Source organism: Haloferax massiliensis, from assembly GCF_001368915.1.
Taxonomy (GTDB): Archaea; Halobacteriota; Halobacteria; order Halobacteriales; family Haloferacaceae; genus Haloferax; species Haloferax massiliensis.
The window spans coordinates 437,910-457,270 of the sequence record NZ_CSTE01000002.1; the positions used below are offsets into that span (position 1 = coordinate 437,910).

18 protein-coding genes and 1 tRNA gene are annotated in these 19,361 nt (G+C 62.0%); 9 read left to right on the forward strand and 10 right to left on the reverse strand.

The window, feature by feature from the left end; all coding sequences use genetic code 11:
- The first annotated feature begins 95 nt into the window (after positions 1-95).
- Together BN996_RS06245 and BN996_RS06250 are read left to right on the forward strand one after the other, a co-directional pair.
- Positions 96-169: transfer RNA gene (locus tag BN996_RS06245), tRNA-Lys, on the forward strand.
- Between the two features lie 121 nt (positions 170-290).
- The gene (locus BN996_RS06250) at positions 291-521 is read left to right on the forward strand and encodes a hypothetical protein (RefSeq protein ID WP_089777644.1); all 231 of its coding nucleotides are present in this window, start codon (positions 291-293) and stop codon (positions 519-521) included.
- Here BN996_RS06250 and BN996_RS06255 read toward each other — a convergent pair whose 3' ends face one another.
- Positions 522-773: a DUF7999 family protein gene (locus BN996_RS06255; RefSeq protein ID WP_089777645.1), complete on the reverse strand. Its 252-nt coding sequence runs from the start codon at positions 771-773 to the stop codon at positions 522-524.
- Between the two features lie 119 nt (positions 774-892).
- On the opposite strand from BN996_RS06255, the gene BN996_RS06260 reads away from it, so the two are divergent.
- Together BN996_RS06260 and BN996_RS06265 are read left to right on the forward strand one after the other, a co-directional pair.
- Entirely contained in the window at positions 893-2,200 is a 1,308-nt protein-coding gene (locus BN996_RS06260) for an MFS transporter (RefSeq protein ID WP_089777646.1), read from the forward strand.
- 38 nt (positions 2,201-2,238) lie between these two features.
- Positions 2,239-2,736: a pyridoxamine 5'-phosphate oxidase family protein gene (locus BN996_RS06265; protein ID WP_089777647.1), complete on the forward strand. Its 498-nt coding sequence runs from the start codon at positions 2,239-2,241 to the stop codon at positions 2,734-2,736.
- Positions 2,737-2,972: 236 nt separating this feature from the next.
- Here the strand turns inward: BN996_RS06265 and BN996_RS06270 are convergent, their stop codons facing one another.
- Positions 2,973-4,703 (reverse strand): transposase, encoded by a 1,731-nt coding sequence (locus BN996_RS06270; RefSeq protein WP_089777648.1) that lies wholly within the window; start codon positions 4,701-4,703, stop codon positions 2,973-2,975.
- A gap of 296 nt (positions 4,704-4,999) precedes the next feature.
- Between BN996_RS06270 and BN996_RS06275 the strand changes: the two genes are divergently transcribed.
- A complete protein-coding gene (locus BN996_RS06275) occupies positions 5,000-5,548 on the forward strand; it encodes a hypothetical protein (protein ID WP_089777649.1) in 549 nt (182 codons plus the stop codon).
- Between the two features lie 387 nt (positions 5,549-5,935).
- Here BN996_RS06275 and BN996_RS06280 read toward each other — a convergent pair whose 3' ends face one another.
- The 7 genes from BN996_RS06280 to BN996_RS06310 all read right to left on the reverse strand — a co-directional run bounded on the left by BN996_RS06280 (position 5,936) and on the right by BN996_RS06310 (position 11,577).
- The gene (locus BN996_RS06280) at positions 5,936-6,559 is read right to left on the reverse strand and encodes a flavodoxin (protein ID WP_089777650.1); all 624 of its coding nucleotides are present in this window, start codon (positions 6,557-6,559) and stop codon (positions 5,936-5,938) included.
- A 115-nt stretch (positions 6,560-6,674) separates the two neighbouring features.
- Positions 6,675-7,688: an aldo/keto reductase gene (locus BN996_RS06285; protein ID WP_089779849.1), complete on the reverse strand. Its 1,014-nt coding sequence runs from the start codon at positions 7,686-7,688 to the stop codon at positions 6,675-6,677.
- Between the two features lie 139 nt (positions 7,689-7,827).
- Positions 7,828-8,679 carry an aldo/keto reductase gene (locus tag BN996_RS06290; protein ID WP_089777651.1) on the reverse strand — a complete coding sequence of 284 codons (852 nt, stop codon included), beginning with the start codon at positions 8,677-8,679 and terminating at the stop codon, positions 7,828-7,830.
- 256 nt (positions 8,680-8,935) lie between these two features.
- Positions 8,936-9,334, reverse strand: coding sequence for a (R)-mandelonitrile lyase (locus tag BN996_RS06295; protein WP_089777652.1), 399 nt, complete (start codon positions 9,332-9,334; stop codon positions 8,936-8,938).
- Positions 9,335-9,351: 17 nt separating this feature from the next.
- Positions 9,352-10,116 (reverse strand): SDR family oxidoreductase, encoded by a 765-nt coding sequence (locus tag BN996_RS06300; RefSeq protein WP_089777653.1) that lies wholly within the window; start codon positions 10,114-10,116, stop codon positions 9,352-9,354.
- A 55-nt stretch (positions 10,117-10,171) separates the two neighbouring features.
- Positions 10,172-10,831, reverse strand: a complete 660-nt coding sequence (locus tag BN996_RS06305; RefSeq protein WP_089777654.1) for a helix-turn-helix domain-containing protein — start codon at positions 10,829-10,831, stop codon at positions 10,172-10,174.
- 185 nt (positions 10,832-11,016) lie between these two features.
- Positions 11,017-11,577 (reverse strand): helix-turn-helix domain-containing protein, encoded by a 561-nt coding sequence (locus BN996_RS06310; protein ID WP_089779851.1) that lies wholly within the window; start codon positions 11,575-11,577, stop codon positions 11,017-11,019.
- 659 nt (positions 11,578-12,236) lie between these two features.
- Here BN996_RS06310 and BN996_RS06315 point away from each other — a divergent pair.
- Positions 12,237-13,679, forward strand: coding sequence for an alpha/beta hydrolase family protein (locus tag BN996_RS06315; RefSeq protein WP_089777655.1), 1,443 nt, complete (start codon positions 12,237-12,239; stop codon positions 13,677-13,679).
- 12 nt (positions 13,680-13,691) lie between these two features.
- On the opposite strand, the gene thrS is transcribed toward BN996_RS06315, so the two are convergent.
- Positions 13,692-15,623 (reverse strand): threonine--tRNA ligase, encoded by a 1,932-nt coding sequence (gene thrS / locus BN996_RS06320; protein WP_089777656.1) that lies wholly within the window; start codon positions 15,621-15,623, stop codon positions 13,692-13,694.
- A gap of 207 nt (positions 15,624-15,830) precedes the next feature.
- On the opposite strand from thrS, the gene malQ reads away from it, so the two are divergent.
- From malQ to BN996_RS06335, 3 genes are all read left to right on the forward strand, one after another.
- Positions 15,831-17,321 carry a 4-alpha-glucanotransferase gene (gene malQ / locus BN996_RS06325; RefSeq protein ID WP_089777657.1) on the forward strand — a complete coding sequence of 497 codons (1,491 nt, stop codon included), beginning with the start codon at positions 15,831-15,833 and terminating at the stop codon, positions 17,319-17,321.
- Positions 17,322-17,387: 66 nt separating this feature from the next.
- Entirely contained in the window at positions 17,388-18,332 is a 945-nt protein-coding gene (locus BN996_RS06330; RefSeq protein ID WP_089777658.1) for a mechanosensitive ion channel family protein, read from the forward strand.
- Positions 18,333-18,422: 90 nt separating this feature from the next.
- Entirely contained in the window at positions 18,423-19,337 is a 915-nt protein-coding gene (locus tag BN996_RS06335) for a DNA-3-methyladenine glycosylase family protein (RefSeq protein WP_089777659.1), read from the forward strand.
- Positions 19,338-19,361: the final 24 nt, after the last annotated feature.

A 19,361-nucleotide genomic window follows, 5' to 3' on the forward strand; every position in this document is an offset into this window, starting at 1 on the left:
CACCGTTTGTCCGTTGTTTCGCGCGTGTGCGTCCCTGCCGTCGTCGTACAGAAAGGAAAGTCATTTTACCTACCGGCAGTTACGAGAGATTGCAAGGGCCGGTAGCTCAGTTAGGCAGAGCGTCTGACTCTTAATCAGACGGTCGCGTGTTCAAATCGCGTCCGGCCCACTACTTCCTTCCAGACCAACTCCGACAGCCGAGGCGCTCCGTCTATATCACTCGGATAGCTGATAGGTGAGTGGCTTCCCACCCTCGGATGTTTTATGTCCCGCTCCGAACGCTACCGACTATGAACCAGAGCGACAGGACCGAACTGGTCCTCGTCTTCATCACGCTTCTCGTCGCCATCGTCTTCGGACTGGCCACGGGCGTCGAGGACCACTTCGACCCCGGACGGCTCCTTGCGGTTCTCACCCCGGACTTCGGGGTGCTTTTCGGTTCCGACGTCGTCGCCGGCGCGGTGCTCGTAGTGCTGTTCGGCGGCCTCGCGGTCGGCGCGAAACTGCTTTTCGACTCCTGACTACCGCCCGAGTGCGACCCACGAGTTCCCGCGCCCCGGCGACGGCGCGAGTCGAAGCGGGAACTCCGCGCCCGCCGCCGTCGAGGCGAGTCGCGCTCGCAGGTCCGAAGTCGAACACGCCACCACGGTGCGTAGCTCTCCGGTTTCGACCACCCGAACGGTCATCGCACCGTGGTCGTTCATCTCCCGCTCGACCCGAACGAGGCGCGTCTCCGAACCTCTCACCGTCGTCTCTCCACCCACCTGTTCCATGCAATGTGTCACTCGTCCTGAACGATAAAGTTCACTGCCGCTATCTGACGGGCTTTTATCTCGCCGACGGCGACCGCCGGTTCCGGAACTTCTTTTCGCCGGTTGACCGCACACAGCCCATGGACCGCACCCGTCTCAGATTCTGGACGCTGTATCTCACTCGGTTCGCCGGCGGTTTCGGCTTCATCACGCTCGTCACCCTCCTCCCGAAGTACATCAACGAACTCGACCCGAGCGCGGTCGTCGTCCCCGAGTTCGCCCTCGGCGGCCTCGCGCTCGGCGGCTTCTCGCTTTCCCGCGGCTTCGTCATCGGGATGTTCACCACCGGCTTCACGCTCGCCCAGACCGTCGCCGTCGTGCCGCTGTCGTGGGCCGGCGACCGCTACGACAAACGCCTCGTGCTCGCCGGCACGGTCGGTCTCGGCGCGGTCGTCTACGCCGCCTTTCCGCTCGTCGACTCCAGTCTCTCGTTCATCGTCGCGCGGGCCGCACAGGGCGTCGCCGTCACCGGCGCGGGGCTGATGTCGCTCGCGCTCGTCGGCGAACTCGCCCGCGAGGGGACGCGCGCGAACCACATCGGCAAGGCGAACGCCGCCCGCTTCGCGGCCTCCATCCTCGGCAGTATCAGCGCTGGCATCCTCTACGACCTGTTCGGCTTCACGCCCATCTTCATCGTCATCACGATTCTCCTGACCATCGCCGTCGTCGCCATCTGGGTGTTCCTCCCGCCGGACGAGACTCGCGTCCACGGCTTTCCGTTCACGGACCTCGCGCTCAACGAGCGCATCCTGACGATGGCGACGTTCCGCGTCCAGTACGCCGTCGCCGTCACCCTCGTCCGAACGTGGGTGCCCATCTACGCCGGCGTCTCCGCGGCCTCCGGCGGCCTCGAATACGGCGGCATCGCCGTCGCCGCCACCGTCGTCGCCGAGAAGTTCACCAACATGCTCTGTCAGCCCTACACCGGCCGCGTCTCCGACGGGTACGGCCGCGCGCGGTTCGTCTTCGTCGGCGGCGGCCTCTACGGTCTCATCGCGCTCGCCGTTCCCTTCTCGCCGGCAGTCGGCGAGGCGCTCGCGCTCCCCGCGACGTTCCCCCTCCTCGGCCCGCTTTCGCCCGCGTTCCTCCCGCTCGTCGGCCTCGCGGGTCTGCTCGGCGTCGCCGACAGCCTCCGCGAACCGGCCAGCATGGCGCTTTTCGCCGACGAGGGCTCCGGCGGCGCGGGCGTCGCCAGTAGCTTCGGCATCCGCGAACTCCTCTGGCGGCCCGGCAGCGTCGTCGCGCCCCTCCTCGGCGGCTACCTCATGGCCGAAATCGGCATGGAGTGGGTGTTCTTCGTCGGCGGCGCGGCGGCCATCACCGGCGTCCTCGCCTTCCTCGCGGCCCTGACGTGGACCCACGGGACCGACGCGCTCACGGCGTGGTAGGACTTCGCGCTTAATCTCTCGCGGCCCCTCTCTTTCTCATGCCCGACGACGCGCCGCCCGCGACCACCCGCGACCGCCCTGAGACCGAAGCGAGTTACGGCATTCCCGACTCGAAGGGAGGGCTCCTAGAGTGGCGCGTCGTCGAAGCCGCGTTCGCCGACGGCGAGGTGTTCTGGGTCGCGACGACCCGTCCCGACGGCCGACCGCACGCCCGCCCGGTCTGGGGCGTCTGGGTCGACGGCGCGTTCCACTGCGGCGGCGGCGAGCGAACCAGATGGGTCAGAAACCTCGCGCGCGACCCGCGCCTCGCGGTCCACACGGAAAGCGGGACCGACGTGGTCATCCTCGAAGGCGTCGCCGAGCGACTGGACGCGGAGACCGCCGACGAGGCCACGCTCGCCCGCGTCGACGACGCCTACGAGGCGAAGTACGGGATTCGCCACGGGACGCCGGTGTTTCGGATTCGACCCGAGCGCGTGCTGGCGTGGTCCGGATTCCCCGCCGACGCGACGCGGTGGCGGTTCGATTCGGCCTGAGCGCCGCTGTCTCGTTCCGTTCGATTCGTCTGTTTTCCACCACGTTCTTCGCGTGCCTATAAACTCACAAATGAAACTAGGAAATTCTCGGGTTGATGACTCTAGATTCGGTGCGAAGGCTGGACGAGATTGAATTAGTGACGGGAGATTGGTCTCCTGTATGACAAGTAGTGCGAAAACACAAAAAATAAACAGAGCAGCCGCTACCGAACTAGTGACCCGGAGTGAGAAAAGCGTTACCCGAACTCACGCAGGAAGTCGCCCAATGCCCGTACGAACGTTCTCGCCGTGATCACTGGCGGTGACCGGATCGACTCGTCGAGCGCGACCTTGATTAGATAGTCCGTCAGCCGCCACAGATTGTAGATCAGCGTCGACAGCGCGAAGTTGCACAGGCGAAGTCGGTAGTCCGTCGACGACGTCTTCGGCATAAAATCCTTGATCGACTTGTACTGGTTCTCGATATCCCAGCGCCGACTGTACCCGTTCACAACACTCGAGATCTCTTCAGGCTCAACGCGGCCCTGGTTCGTTACGAACACCGCGTACTTGCCGTCGGCTTCGTCGTTCGTACTCGGGGCATAGAGGAACTCCGCCTCGTGATGGATCTCGCCGTCGATTCCGAACGGAACATCGTGCTTGACAGCTTCGTCCGCCGTCGGATGCTCCTGAATATCCTGAATCGCCGCTAAATCATCCTCATACGTCGGCACTGGAGAGAGATACGTGAGTCCACGGTCGTGGACCTCTGCGTACACGCGATTGACGTAGAATCCACGGTCGAACATCACTGTATCCAGATCAACGAACTGCTCCGCCCGGTCGAGCAATCGGCTCACCAGGTCTGCCTTTGAGTACGACGGCGAGTCGTCACGCTCCCACGCAGAGTCCTCTTTGACCGGCTCAATGCCGAGGGCGATCGGCGCGTGGTCACCGACTAGGGTGATGGTGGCGTACTTGTAGCCGTGTTTGTACTCGCCGTCTTTCTTGTACCCGCTCACCATCTTCGGGTAGTCTGGCTTCGCGATGCCTGCTTCCTTGTCCTCCCACGGCCAGACGTGGAATTGCTCGTGCGTGATGTCGATGGCTGCAATCTTCTTACGGGAGTCGAAGGGGTCCTCGCCACGAATCGAGTTGATGATGTTTTCCGTCGCGGCGTTAAACGCCGTCATAATCGCGTCCCGAATCTGGTCGATCTCGGGCATCGAGTCCTCGTCCTCGAAATCTTCGAACGTGAGCTGCCCGTCGGACGCTTCGGGCGTCGCAATCTTCTTGATTGCGCGTAGGAACGTCGAGTCGTCACAGATGAGTTCGTCGTCGGTGAGCCAGCCGTACTCGGCTTCTGAGTGGGCACTGCCGTTGTTCGCGCAGATACTCGCAAACATATCCAGCATTACCTCGTCGGAGTACGTCTTGTGGGCTGCTCGGTGCGTGTCGAACTCAGGGATGACGTGTTTGCGAGCGAGCGTCAGCGTCTTCTGGGCCTTCTCCTTCTTGTACTCATTCGCGCTTTGTGACTCTTCCTCGGTTTCGGCTGGGACTGACGGAACAAGACCTTCCGTGAGGACGTCGTTGTCGAGAGCAACTTGCCGGACGCCAGCAACCGTGCGATTGAGGACTTCCTGGGTATCCTCGCTGAACTGCGCGTGCGTGTACGAGAGTTGTTGCTGGGTGGGCGTATTCGAGAGATCGGTAATGTCGAGGTGGAAGCTCTTGACTAAGCTCGGCTCCCGACCGAGCCGTTGCGCTAATTCGTTCTGTGAGATGCCTCGAATCCCCTTGAACAAGAGCGTACGGAACATTTCGTCGGTTCCAAAGGTCACGCGGTTCTGATCGCGGGCATCCTCAAGGTTGTCGACGGGAATTGATAACTGGCAAATGACGTCCCAGAGGTGGTCTTCACGCTCACAGAGTGTCTCCGCGTGGACAATGATTGAGTCAGCGACAGCCGACGGGTCAGTCGGCATTGAGCCACCTCCAGGGCGAACCACTCCGATTCTGAGTTGTGGTCGATCCAATGCTGGAGTAATTCTGTATAGACGTATCTGCTGAGTAGGAGCAAAGAACAGTATAGAATAGAGTAAAAATGTAGTTGAGCATCGTCGTCGATTATCTGCCCTAAGCTTGTATCGAGAGACATATCAAGGGATATGCGCGCTGTACTTAGAGAATCGGTTGTAGCCACAATTCGATATAGGTCAAAAATCAGTTTGAATCAAATTCCGGTTGGGTTTATAGTGATGTGGGGAGAACAGGGTGTACGATGGGCTTGGACGAACTCGAGGCGTTTCTTCGGAAGAAGGGTGCGGCGGAACTCGTTACAGAGATCGGGACGGGAACAGCGACGTTCAACGCGCTCGTCGACGCGGTTGCGGTAAGTGGATCGACGGTCTCCTCGCGACTCTCAGAAGGCGTTGATCACGACGTGTTCACGGTGAGTCATAGGCCGACCGAGCACGGGACAGAGAAGCGGTATGCACTCACGATTCTTGGGCGTCGGATCTATGATTGGGCAGCGCAGACGGAATTCGAGCGGAAAGTGCGAGAGCTCCGGCGACGTCGCCACGAGCGGGATACAGCATTCGAGCGGATGGTTGGGAAGATCAATCGTGACATGGAACTCCGCAAGATGGTCGCCGATTCGGAACCCGTGGACGACCAGGATGTTGTCCTTCCCGAAGGGGCGTCTTTAGTGCCGAAGATGGCATCAGAAGAGGAACTTCGTGAAGCCAAATACGAACGGATGGAAGCGAATCTCAAGCCACTAGAAGAACTCGAGGACGCCGATGGGACGGGAGAGGACAGCGACTGAGACAAACGATTTATACCGGCTCGGCTATCTCTTGTGAGATCCTCAGCCACAAATGGAACTGTCTCAGCTGACGGTTCAGGGCAGGAAGCACACCAAACAGACCTTCCACCGTCTTATGGCTCATGAGCCACGAGATGGTCTATATTTTAAGTAGTTTATTATGATATCAACTTCTTCTTATAACTCGGAACCTAGTCAACCGAAATAGAGGGAATATTTTCATGTGGCTTTATTGAAATCCTCAATAGCCAACAATTCTTGGCGCTCGACCGCTCAGCACAGGTAAAAACGCATCTGTTGAAGATGAGAGAGGATAACCCCGAAATCAACCACTCACTGATGTAAAATACGACAATGGCCGTTACCTCGCCGCCGGCAAGTCTGGGTTCAAATCCGAATCCTTTGCAACCAGTCAGTCACTTCAGCCCTGACCTCCTCTCTCCGATCCTCCTTGATTGCGAGGTAAACACCATCTCTCTCCAATCCGCCCCTTGTGGAGAAACCCTCCCGTACATCGGCATTGGGACAGCGGTCTTCTATCGTTTGAAAGCTACTCCCGACCCCATACCCCCCATTCGTATTGAAGGGGACCACATTTTTCCCGCCTAAATCGTGTTCTCTCAGAAAGGTCTTCATCGGCGGCGGCAACTGCATATCCCACGTCGGGGCACCGAAAAACACGGTGTCGTACGCCCCGATATCCTCAACTAGGCATTGGAGAGGCGGAGTATAGCCAGCTTCGTTTTCTTCGTCTACCTGGGATACGAGCGTGTCGTAATCTACGGGGTACGGTTCTGCCGGCAAAACTTCGAACAGCTCTCCACCCACTTCTTCCCGAATCATTTCAGCGACAGCCTGGGTGTTTTCCGTACGAGAGAAAAACACGATCAGTACACGATTCTCGTCGGTACTTTGGGGAGTCTCGTCCTCACTTTGGGGAGGTGTATTCTGCTCTTCCGTCTCGGAGCTGCTCCCGTCTAAGCATCCCGCGAGTAAGCCACTTCCTGCCACTGCTGCTGCCCCTAGCAAATTACGCCGACTCGTTCTATCGTTCTCTGACTCGTCCGAGGTGGGTGGGGTATTCTCTCTCATTTTTGGGTGACTGAGGCCTCATTTCACCGAGGCTTTAGTTGGCCTGCGACCCGGGGACGGGAGCCCCAGCAATCGGGAGGGGTTCGTACGGCTCTTCGAGGTATTCGAGATCCGAATCCGACAGGTCGATTTCCAGCGCTTCGACAGCTTGTTCGAGATGTTCGACACTCGTGGTGCCGACAATCGGTGCATCGACAACATCCTGATGGAGCAGCCACGCCAACGAGAGTTGCGCCATCGTCACGCCTTTCTCCGCAGCGAGTTCCTCGACGCGCTCGTTGACAGCCGGGCCACCGCCCATCCGGTACTCCTCGTGTGTCTCGGTGAGCTCTTCACCGCGAGTCGTTGCAGTCATCTCCTCGTGGGGGCGGGTGAGATATCCTTGGGCCAGTGGACTCCACGGGATAACGCCGATGTCTTCTTTCTCGCAGAAGGGGAACATCTCTCGTTCGCCCTCGCGGTAGACGAGGTTGTAGTGGTCCTGCATCGTCACGAACTGTTCGAGATCCAGGTGCTCGCTGGTGTACACCGCCTCGGCGAACTGGTGAGTCCACATCGACGACGCGCCGATGTATCGCACCTTCCCGCGTCGAACTGCGTCATCAAGGGCACGCAGCGTTTGCTCGATGGGTGTCTCGTAGTCCCACCGGTGGATCTGGTAGAGGTCAATGGTATCCATCCCCAGTCGGTCTAGCGAATTCTCCAGTTCCTGTTCGACAGTCTTCCGGGAGAGTCCCGACGCGTTCGGGTGCGGTTCGTCTGCATCGGAGAAGAGGTTCGTGGGGAAGTAGCATTTCGTGGCGACGACCTGTTCGTCGCGGTCGTACTCTCCGAGAACGTCCCCGATGATTTCCTCGGACTCCCCGTTCGAGTACGCATTCGCCGTGTCGAAGAAGTTGATGCCGAGGTCAATCGCGCGTTCGATGATCTCGCGCGAGCCCTCCTCGTCAAGTGTCCAGTCGTGAAGGTCGCTCACGCCGAAACTCATCCCGCCAAGACAGAGGCGACTGACCTTCATTCCGGTCGAACCGAGGGTCGTGTATTCCATCATCGTGCTCAGTTTGAACAAAGGAGGTGAATCGCTTGGGTGTGATGCTAACGAAATACCGCGTTTAAGTACGCGCGTGACCGATGCGTACTGCAACCACGTTGGTCCTGACTAAGGGGATCGCTCCTGTAATCGAGACTTAGGTCTCGCGCTCAGCTTCTCCCAGCCGTTTCACCATTTCAGGGTCTCGGTGGTCGAAGAACTGACTTTCGCCTTCGTCCAGTTCCGAGATCGTCTCCATTTCCTCTGAGGTGAGCTCGAAGTCGAACACGTCGAAATTCTCGGCGATCCGCTCCGTGTGGACTGACTTCGGAATGGCGACGATGTCGCGCTGAATGAACCATCGCAGCGTCACCTGTGCAGCAGATTTCCCGTGGCGGTCCCCAATCGTGGTCAGCACGTCGTGCTCGAAGATGTTGTTCTGGCCTTCGGCGAACGGCCCCCACGACTCGTGTTGGATGTCGTGTTCGTCGAGGAATGCTGCATCCTCGGTTCGCTGGTAGAAGGGATGGGTCTCAATCTGATTCACTGCCGGGACGACATCGTTGTGGACCATGAGGTCCATCACGCGGTCGGGGTGGAAGTTGCTGACCCCAATGGCCCTGATCTTGCCGTCCTCGTAGAGGTCTTCCATGGCCTGCCACGAGCAGTGGACATCTCCGTAGGGCTGATGTATCAGAAACAGGTCGAGGTAGTCGAGGCCTAGTCGGTCCAGCGACCGCTCGAACGCGTCCAACGTAGCCTCGTAGCCGGTGTCCTGCACCCAGAGTTTTGACGTAATGAACACCTCGTCTCGCGGCACGTCGCTCTTCTCGATTGCCCGCCCGACCGCCTCCTCGTTCTCATACGACGCCGCAGTATCGATGAGTCGATACCCTGTTTCGAGGGCTTCCGAAACACTTCGTTCGCACTCGTCGAGGTCCTCGATCTGATACGTGCCGAATCCGAGAATCGGCATCTCCACACCGTTGTTGAGTTCGACTGTCTTCATAGTAGGTCTCTGTCTACTAGATACGAGGGACTACGGGCAGATAGTGACGGCGCTAATTGGAAACCGTGTTTAAGTGCTCGAGACTTTATTGGAACCCACAGAATATGATACGTACGGCACGTGAGATACAGAGAGTGTTGTCAGCACGTGATTTCGGTTCGTTTCGCATATTTAGTTGCGAAACAGCCGTTTAGTAGAGAAGTGCTGATGTACCCTGTTATCCTCGGAATTCACCGCGAACTGGTCTAACGAATCGTCAATCTGGCTGGTACTGCTCGTCAGTAACCCGTTCCATCCACTCAACGACCTCGCCCTCTTGTTGCTCTTGGATGGCGATGTGCCTCATAGCCTTCTCTGGCGTTGCACCGTGCCAGTGTTTCTCGCCCGGCGGGAACCAGACCACGTCACCCGAACGGACTTGCTCTATCGATCCGCCTTCGCTCTGCACGAGGCCGCAACCGGATGTCACGATTAGGGTTTGGCCCAGCGGATGAGTGTGCCACGCAGTGCGAGCACCAGGTTCAAACGTGACGTTCGCCCCAACTGCGCGGGCTTGGTCGTGCGAGTCGAACAATGGATCGATTCGAACGTCACCTGTAAAGTACTCCTCAGGGCCTTCAGTAGAAGGTAGCGAACAGCCCCTCTGAATATCCATTAATTCGTCACCTCTCGTTAAGGTTGTACCTGATCAGTCGGACGGACGAGTACTTCGTTGATGTCCACATGGGCAGGTTGTGAGACGACAAATGTGATCGTCCGAGCGATGTCATCCGGTTGAAGTGGGCGCATCGACTCACCGAGTTTCTCGATCTGCTCTTTGATCTCCTCATCGGCAATGGATTCCGGGAGTTCTGTGGCGACCGATCCTGGCTCGATTGTCGCCACCCGAATTCCCTCCGCCGCAACATCCAGCCGGAGTGAATCGCCGAACATCTTCACACCAGCCTTCGTCGCGTTGTAGTGCGACCCGTTCTCCATCAGGAACCGTCCGACGACCGAGGAGAGATTGACAATGTGGCCACTCTCTTGCTCCAGCATCGTCGGAATGACGGCGTGGGTGAGTTTAACGAGGCCACCGAGATTGACGTCGATTGTCGTCTGAAGGGTCTCTCGATCCACGTCCGCGATGTGACTGAGGGGCATCAATCCTGCGTTGTTCACGAGAATGTCGATGCGACCGTACTCGTCGAGTGTCGCGTCAACGAGTGCGTCGATGTCCTCGTCGTCCGTAATATCGGTCGGGACGACGAGTGCGTCCCCATCTTCCGCTTCAATCTGGCTTTGGAGCTCCTGTAGTTCGTTCTCGCGCCGTGCAGCAACAACAACTCTTGCACCACGGGATGCGAGGGCTTTCGCGGTTGCTTCGCCAATCCCGGACGAGGCACCAGTGACAATCGCAATCTGTCCACCCAGTTCGGAACCAAAGTCGGCTGACATCACTTGAACAGAGGCCCGCGACGGGGGAGACGTTGATGCTATATGGAAAGGGTATTTATGTAGTGGGGACGTCGAGTGAGGAGGTCAGGAGTTGGCGCTCGCCGCGACGGAGGAGCGCGGAGAGAGAGGGTTGTGAGATGCCGAGTTCCTCGGCGAGCTCCTCCGCTGTGACTTGCCGTGTGCTCTCATAGTATCCACGGGAGACGGCGAGCGATAGTGCTTCGCGTTGACGTTCGGTCAATCCATCCTGTAGGAAGTCGTCGGATTCGGAGGAGTTCGGTGTAATAGAGATGAGATCGAGTGAAATTCCATTCTCTTCCAACGTCGTACGGAATTCGGTGAACGTCTCGTGGTCTTTGAACACCTTCGTCTCGCGCCAGCCGTCCGGCGTTATGATCGTTGATTTCATCTTGGCGACTCCAGAGCGACCATCGTCGAGCGAAGCAAACGGCGTATCCGCAAGTTCAACATGGAGTTCGTAGACGGCTTCACCGTCTGTTTCTCCAAGTGGGGTAATTTCTTTGACCTCTTCGAGAGTTTCGAGATCTTCCGCGGAGACCTCATTTGCAGTGTCTATTTCGACAACAAAGGTTTGGATATTAGGTTGGAGGCAGAGCGCGTGCGTACAGGTGATCTCGTCCGGCTGGAGTTCCGTTGTGATACTAACGAGTGGAAGGGACGACGACCGGAGGAAAAATTCCGCTGTGACGGTCATAACGCAGGAGTACGAGCTACGATGAGTTAACAGTCCGGATTATCGGAGTGCACTACTATCGGTACCGAAGTAGACCTGTTGGTGCTGAACAAGTCCTTATCATTGAGTAGTTTGTTCCCCTCACAGTAGGTGCCGAACCAGTTAACGGATTCGCGCTCTGTATGCAGCAGGGCCGCGAGAGCATGTTACCGATTGAGGGTTTCAACAGATCCGTGCTCCTGTGTTTGGAGCGCCGAAGAGAGAAGCTGACGCTCACCTCGCCTGAGGAGTCTCGATAACGAGGGTTGTGAGATGCCGAGCTCCTCAGCAAGTTCCTCGGTCGATGTCTGGCGCGGGCTCTCATAGTAGCCACGGGAGAGCGCGAGTGTCAACGCCTCGTGTTGCCGTTCAGTCAACCCAAACGGGAGGGCGTCGTCAGATGCAGCGGAAGTGGAGGTCATCGAGATGAGATCGAGCGAGAGGCCGTAGTTCTCACAACGGGTCCGGGACTCCATGAACGCATCGCGGTCCTTGTACACTTTCTTCTCGTACCACCCGTCCGGTGTGACGACGGTCGGTTCGAGCTTTGCTGCTACAGAACTGCCCCCGTTGAATACCTGCGAGATCGAGTCGGCAAGATCAATGGTAAGGTTGTGGACTGTTTGCTCGCCCGCGTAGCCAATCGTTGTCGCCTCTGAAACTTCGTTTAGGGCTTCCAAGTCGGCTTCTGAGACGTTGACCTCTGAATCTATTTTGACGATGAACATCCGGGCGTCCTGTTCGAAACAGAGTCCGTGAACGCACTCAATTTGGTCTGGCGGGAGTCTCTCAGTGATACTGACCAATGGGAGAGAAGGTGAACTAAGACAAAACTCAGTCGTAATTGTCATACATGGACTTATGCTTCACCGGTAGTTAACGTTCGGGGCTCCCGAGTTTACAGGGACTCCTCCAGCAGGAGATGGTCTGGGCAATACCCCACCTTCCTCTAGAACAAATCAGTCGATCCGACGCTCGGCGCGTTGAGTACAGCATCAGCGACCCCGCAATGACTGAACCGTCTCACGGTTCATGAACGCTGAGGCGGTTCAGAAAGAACACTGCATTGTATCCCTGATTACTCTTGAGTCCGGTAAACCGAGGTTCACTCGCTGTCTCGGCGTCGTTCGGCGATGTTACTCTTGAGTATGGAGTGAGCACCCCCTCTCGCTACGCACTGGAGTAGCTCGAAATATGATCTAAGTGTTGCCCAGTTGGTGGTTTGTAGAAATCCAAACGCAGAATCTGTGTTTCCACCGCAAATCGGATTTCATATCGCGCCATTTGATTTATTAGTGCGAGAGGCCGGTTCTGGTACTCCCTCGGCCGTTCTCACGCTCCGACACGCGGGCCTAGGGTCATTATCGTGTCACTCGTATCACACCGTATGGACCATCTCGAAACCCCGGCGGTACACCGGTTGCTCACCTCCCCCGCCGGCCGACTGCTGACCTCGCGCCCGTTCGAGGCGTTCAAAACCCGTTCGCTCCCCCGCGAGTTCGGCGCCGTCCGCGCTCGCGCCGCGGCCGACGTGGCGCTCTCGGAGGGGCCCGAAGCGTACCTCCGCGAGGTCGGCGCGCCGCCCGCGCCGCACCTCCACGACCGAATCGAACGCGCTCTCGCGCAGTACGCCCGCCTCCGCGGCGCGTACGACGAGACGATGGAGCGTTGGGAGCGCGTCTTCTGGGGCGACGAGGAATCGACGCCCGACGAGCGCGTCGCCGTCGAGCGCGAGCGCCGCGAGGTGTCGGAACGGCGGGCCAAACCGACCGACATCTTCGGCTTCCTCCCGAAGGAACACCTCGTGCCGCCGGTGAAGTTCGAGACGCCGTCGCCCGAGGACGCGCGGACCCGCTGGCACCACGAGCTCGCCGAACCCGAGCGACTGTACGGCTTCGCCGAGTCCAGCGCGGCCGAGGAGTTCCCCCGCGTCGAGCGCTCCGCGACCGTCCGCGGGCCGGGAACCGTCGAGTACCTGCTTCGCTTCCGGTCGCCCTCGCCGCACCTCAGCGACCGGGCGACCGCGCGGGTGTACGAGCCCGCCGACGCCACCGACGCCGACCTACCGACGCTCGTCTTTCACTCCGGGTGGGGGACGTTCGACGACCAGCTCACCTACTGGCCCGAAGAGGAGTACGTCGGCCGCGCGCTCGCCCCCGAGGGCTACCGGGTCGTCCTCCCCGACGCGCCGTGGCACGGCCGCCGCGAGCTACTCGGCCGGTACAGCGGCGAGCCCTACATCGCCAGCGCGCCCGTCGGCCTGTTCACGCTCTACTCGGCGGCCGCGCTGGAGACCGCCGTCCTCACCGACTGGGCGCGGACCGAGGGCGCGCCGGTCGTCGGCGTCGGCGGCGTCAGCCTCGGTGGAACCGTCGCGCTCCACGTCGGCGGCCGGTGCGGCGACTGGCCCGAGTCGATGCACCCCGACCTGCTGTTCCCCGCGGGGATGCCCGGCGCAATCGACCAGACGCTCCTCGCCGGCGGCCTCACGAAACTGCTCGACATCGACGACGCGCTCGACGCGGCCGGCTGGACCGGCGCGGCGCTCCACGAGTTCGCGCCGCTTTTGAACCCGCCGAAAGACCCGTGTCTCGCGCCCGAACGCGTCTTCCCGCTCGTCGGGACCCGCGACGAGATGGCTCCCGCCTCGACGGCCCGCGCGCTCCTCGACGAGTGGGGCGTCCCGAGGCCGAACCGCCGCGAGTGGGACTGCGGACATTTCGGCGTGCTCGCGAACCTCATCAGAGACGAGTCGTTCCGAACGACGGTCCGACGAGAGTTGGACGCGGCGGCGCGGAACCGCCGGAACAGAGAATCAGTTACCGCCTGACGGCCGCGTTCCTCACTCCGCGTCGGCGAGGAAGTCGGGTTCGGGGCGCTTTTCGTCGTACTCGCTGTGGAGGTGGTCGCGGAATTCCTCGACGCTCACGTCCTTGGCCTCGCGTTCCTTGCGGTCGCGGACGGAGATGGTCTCGGCTTCTTCCTCGTCGCCGCCGACGATGACCATGTACGGGACGCGGTCGGTCTGGGCCTCCCGAATCTTCCGGCCGAGCGTCCACGAGCGGTCCTCGATGTCGACGCGGAAGTCGCCGAGTTCGTACTGGAGCTTCTTCGCGTACCCCAGCTGGTCGTCCGAGATGGGCAGGATGCGGACCTGCTCGGGCGCGAGCCAGAACGGGAACTTGCCGTTGAAGTGCTCGATGAGCACCATGAAGAAGCGCTCGTAACTGCCGTAGAGCGCGCGGTGAATCATCACCGGCTGGTGGTCCTCGTTGTCCTCGCCCGTGTACGTCAGGTCGAAGCGGTCGGGCATGTTGAAGTCGAGCTGGACCGTCGGGCCGTCCCACTTGCGACCGAGGGCGTCCTTGAACGCGAAGTCGATTTTCGGGCCGTAGAACGCGCCGTCGCCGGCCTCGATGCCGTAGTCGATGCCGCTGTCGTCGAGGACCGCGCGGAGCTGCGTCTCGGCCTGCTCCCAGATTTCGTCGCTCCCGACGGACTTCTCCGGGCGCGTCGCGAGCGCGACTTCGGCGTCCAGTCCGAACGTGTCGAACACCGTCAGGATGTTGTCGATGATGAGGTTGATTTCGTCTTCTATCTGGTCGGGGCGGACGAACAGGTGGCCGTCGTCGATGGTAAAGGACCAGACGCGCGAGAGGCCCGATAGCTCGCCGCGCTGTTCCTTCCGGTAGACCTTCCCGTCCTCGAAGTAGCGCACCGGCAGGTCGCGGTACGACCACGACTGCTGGTCGAAGATGGTCGCGTGGCCGGGGCAGTTCATCGGCTTCAGACCGTACTCCTCGTCGTTCACGTCGAGGAGGAACATGTCGTCGACGTAGTTCTCGTAGTGGCCCGACTTCTTCCACAGCTCCGTCCGGAACAGGTGGGGCGTCTCGACGGGGTCGTAGCCCGCGTCGAGGTTGAGCTGTTTCGCGTAGTCCGCGAGCTCGTCGAGGATGCGCTTGCCGTTCGGCTGGTACAGCGGCAGGCCCGGCCCCGTCGTCTCGTCGATGGCGAACAGGTTCAGCTCCTGGCCGAGCTTTCGGTGGTCGCGCTCCTTTGCCTCCTCGCGCATGTCGAGGAACTCTTCGAGGTCGGACTCGGACTCGAACGCCGTCCCGTACACCCGCGTCAGCGTGTCGTTCTCCTCGTCGCCGCGCCAGTAGGCCGCGGAGATGTTCAGGAGCTTGACCGCGCCGATTTCGCCCGTCGATTCGACGTGCGGGCCCTTACAGAGGTCCTCGAACTCGCCTTGCTGGTAGAACGAGAGTTCGTCGTCGCCGGCGGCTTCGTCTTCGAGGATATCGCGCTTGTAGGGGTTGTCGGCGTACTTTTCGAGGGCCTCCTCGCGGTCGACGAGGACGCGCTCGATGTCGAGGTCATCCTCGATGATGTCGCGCATCTCGTCTTCGATGGCTTCGAGGTCCTCCTGTTCGAGGTCGACGCTCGTCACGTCGTAGTAGAAGCCGTCGTCCGTCCACGGGCCGATGGTCAGTTTGGCCTCGGGGTGGAGCCGCTGGAGGGCCTGTGCGAAGACGTGGGCCGCCGAGTGGCGGAGCACGTCGAGATACTCGTCGGACTGGTCGGTGACGATGACGAGGTCCGCGCCGTCGTGGAGCGGCGTCTCCTTGTCCACGAGTTCGCCATCGACGACGCCGGCGACGGTGTCCTTGCCGAGGCCGGGGCCGATTGCGAACGCGGCGTCTCGCACCGTCGCACCCTCCTCGACGGAGAGTTCCGTCCCGTCGGGGAGGATGACAGCGATTTCACTCATACGCGCACGGAACGGACGGGGGAGAATAAGTGTTGTTGAGACGAGCGCGAGCGACGCCCGCTCGCGCCCGATTTCGTGCGATTTGCTAGCACGGATGTTGTGGCGTCGTCGGCCCGACGCGGTCCCCTCTCCCGCGGTCGCGCCCTCGTCGTCGGCCCGCCGTTTCGACCCAAAGTACCAATTGGGTCGCACGCGGACCCTGTGGGTATGCGACTTTCTCGACAGAGCGGGGTGTTCATGCACGTCACCTCGGTCCCGGGACCCCACGGCATCGGCGACCTCGGCGACGGCGCGCGCGCCTTCGTCGACTTCCTCGCCGACGCCGAACAGTCGATGTGGCAGTTCTGCCCCCTCGGGCCGACCGAGCCGGCCATGGCGAACTCGCCGTACCAATCGACCTCCTCGTTCGCCGGCAATCCGCTTCTCATCGACCTCACCGACCTCGTAGACCGCGGGTGGCTCACCGACGACGACCTCGAACCCGTCCCCGAGTTCGACCCCCACGCCGTCGATTACGAGCGCGTCGGCGAGTACAAGCGCTCGCGGCTCCGCACCGCCTTCGACCGCTTCGAGGCCGAGGCCACCGAAGACGACCGCGCCGCCTTCGACGCCTTCCGCGAGCGCGAGGCCGGCTGGCTCGAAGACTACGCACTGTTCGCCGCCCTGAAAGACGAGTTCCGGCGGGCGTGGATAGACTGGCCGACCGAGCTGAAGACCCGCGACCCCGGCGCGCTCGCCGACGCCCGCGCGGAGTACGCCGACGAGATTCGCTACCGCGAGTTCGTCCAGTTCTGCTTCGACGAGCAGTGGAGCGCCCTCGCCGACTACGCCGACGAGAAGGGCGTCACCCTCGTCGGCGACCTCCCCATCTACGTCGCGCTCGACAGCGCCGACGTGTGGGCCGCCCCCGAGGCGTTCGACCTCACCGAGTCGAACGAACCCGCCGTGGTCGCCGGCGTCCCGCCGAACCCGGACGACTCCGGCCAGCGCTGGGGCAACCCGCTGTACGACTGGGAGACGCTCCGCGAGGACGGCTACGGCTGGTGGCTCGACCGCCTCCGCCGGCTGTTCGACCTCGTGGACGTGACCCGCATCGACCACTTCAAGGGCTTCGACGAGTTCTGGGCCATCGACGCCGACTCGGACGACCCCGGCGACGGCGAGTGGCGCGACGCGCCCGGCCACGACTTCTTCGAGACGGTCGAGCGCGAACTCGGCGACCTCCCCTTCATCGTCGAGGACCTCGGCTTTCTCGACCCCTCGCTCGTCGACCTCCGCGACCGGTTCGCCTTCCCCGGCATGCGCGTCCCGCAGTACGCCGACTGGTGCCGCGAGGGCGACATGTACCAGCCGATGCACTACCCGGAGAACTCGGTGGCCTACACCTCGACCCACGACACCGACACGTTCGTCGGCTACTACCGCGACCTCGACGACCGCACCCGCGACTGCCTCCACTACAACATCGGCGCGGACGGCTCGGAGATTCACTGGTCTATCATCGACGCCGTCTGGAACTCCGCGTCCGTCCTCGCGTTCACGACGACGCAGGACCTCCTCGGACTCGACTCGCACGCCCGGTTCAACACCCCCGGCACGCAGACCGGCAACTGGGAGTGGCGCGTCACCCGCGAGGGCCTCGACGGCGCCGTCGCCGACCGCCTCGCGGACCTCACGGACCTCCACATCCGCAACTGAGGCCGTCGCCGCCCCTCGCCTCGGTTCGACTACACCTTTTTGGGTCGCCCACCCGACGGCCACGGTATGTCTCGCCGCCTCGGTCTCGGCGCGTTCGCCGCCGGACTCCTCGCCGCGGTCGTCTCGGCGCTCGTCCGCGCGACGACCCCGCTTTCGGACTTCGACGTGCCCAACGCCGACCTGCTCCTCTCGACGGGGCTGTCGGCCGCCGCGGTCGCGCTCGTCGCCTACGGCGTCTACCGCTTTCTCGCCGCGTTCCTCGTCGCGCGCATCGCGGACCGCCGCCGCGCCCACGACGTTCGGAACGTCCTGCGACTCGGGGTCGGCGGCGTGGCGCTCGTCGGCGTCCTCGGCGCGTTCACCGAACAGTGGCTCGGCGTGTTGGTCTCCTTCGGCGTCATCGGATTCGCCGTCACCTTCGCGCTCCAACAGCCGATTCTCTCCTTTATCGGCTGGTTCTACATCCTCGTGAGCCGCCCCTACGCGGTCGGCGACCGCGTCAACATCGGCTCCGTCTCCGGCGACGTCGCCGAGGTCGGCTTCCTCGTCACGACGCTCTGGGAGACCGGCGGCCCCCTCGCGTCGAACCAGCCGACCGGCCGGACCGTCACCGTCCCGAACTCGCTGGTCCTCTCCTCGGAGGTCGTCAACTACGGCGCGCTGTTCGACCGCGTCTGGACTGAGGTGCCGGTGCAGGTGTCCTACGAGACGGACCTCCCGTTCGTCCGTCAACTCCTCTTGGAGGTGGCCGACGAGGCGCTCGGCGACGACATGGACGCCGCGATGAAGCGCTACCGGGACAGACTCGCCGAGTCGCCGCTGGACCTCGACGTGGCCGACGGCCCGACCGTCAACGTCGCGCAGGAGGAGTCGTGGGTCGTCTTCCGACTCCGCGTGCTCGTCCCGCCGACCCGCGCCCAGCGCGTCAAAAACCGGCTGTACGAGCGCATTCTCGACCGTCTGGGCGACCACCCCGACCGCGTCAGTTTCCCGGTGAGCCGCAACCGCTGACGCGACGCGACCTGAGATGGTGCGCCGTGGGTCGCCGCCTCGCCCGCCGGCATCGAAACCCGCAAATCCCCCGCGCCCAACGTCGAAGCGATGGAGACGGGTGTCATCGACCTCGCGAGCCTCGACGGAGCGTTCGACCTCCAATCGACGCTGGAGAGCGGCCAGTCGTACCTCTGGGACCGCCCCGACGGCCGGATGTACGAGCGCGACGCGGCCCACGGCGGCGACGCGTGGTACCAGACGGTCGTCCCGCCGCTCGACGGCGTCTCCGACCAGTCGGCCGTCGTCAGGGTGCGCCAGTCCGACGGCGGACTGGAGTGGGAGTCCAACCTCGACGCCGTCCCGCTTTTGACCCACCTGCTCCGCCTCGACGACGACCTCGACGCCATCGTCTCGGAGATGCCCGACGACCCGCTCTTTCGGCGGGCCTACGAGGCGTATCCGGGCATGCGGCTCGTCCGCGACCCGCCGTTCGGCTGTCTCGTCTCCTTTATCTGCTCGGCGCAGATGCGCGTCTCCCGAATCTTCGGGATGCAGTCGCGGCTCAGAGAGAGCTACGGCGAGCGCGTCGAGTTCGACGGCGAGACGTACTTCGCGTACCCGACGCCCGAGCGACTGGCCGAGGCCACGGAGGAGGAACTGCGCGACCTCAGCCTCGGCTACCGCGCGCCGTACGTCCGGCGGACGGCCGAGATGGTCGCCACGGGCGAGGCGACGCCCGCCGAGGCCCGCGGCCGCGACTACGAGGACGCCCGCGACTTCCTGACGACGTTCGTCGGCGTCGGCGACAAGGTCGCGGACTGCGTCCTCCTGTTCTCGCTCGACTACCTCGAAGCCGTCCCGCTCGACACGTGGATTCGGTCGGCCATCGAGGAGCACTACCCCGACTGCGACCGGGGGAACTACGCGGATACCTCGCGGGCCATCCGCGAGCGCCTCGGCGGCCGCTACGCCGGCTACACCCAGACGTACGTCTTCCACTACCTCCGCTCAGGCGGGGAGTGAGCGCCGCGAGACGGCGTGGCAAGA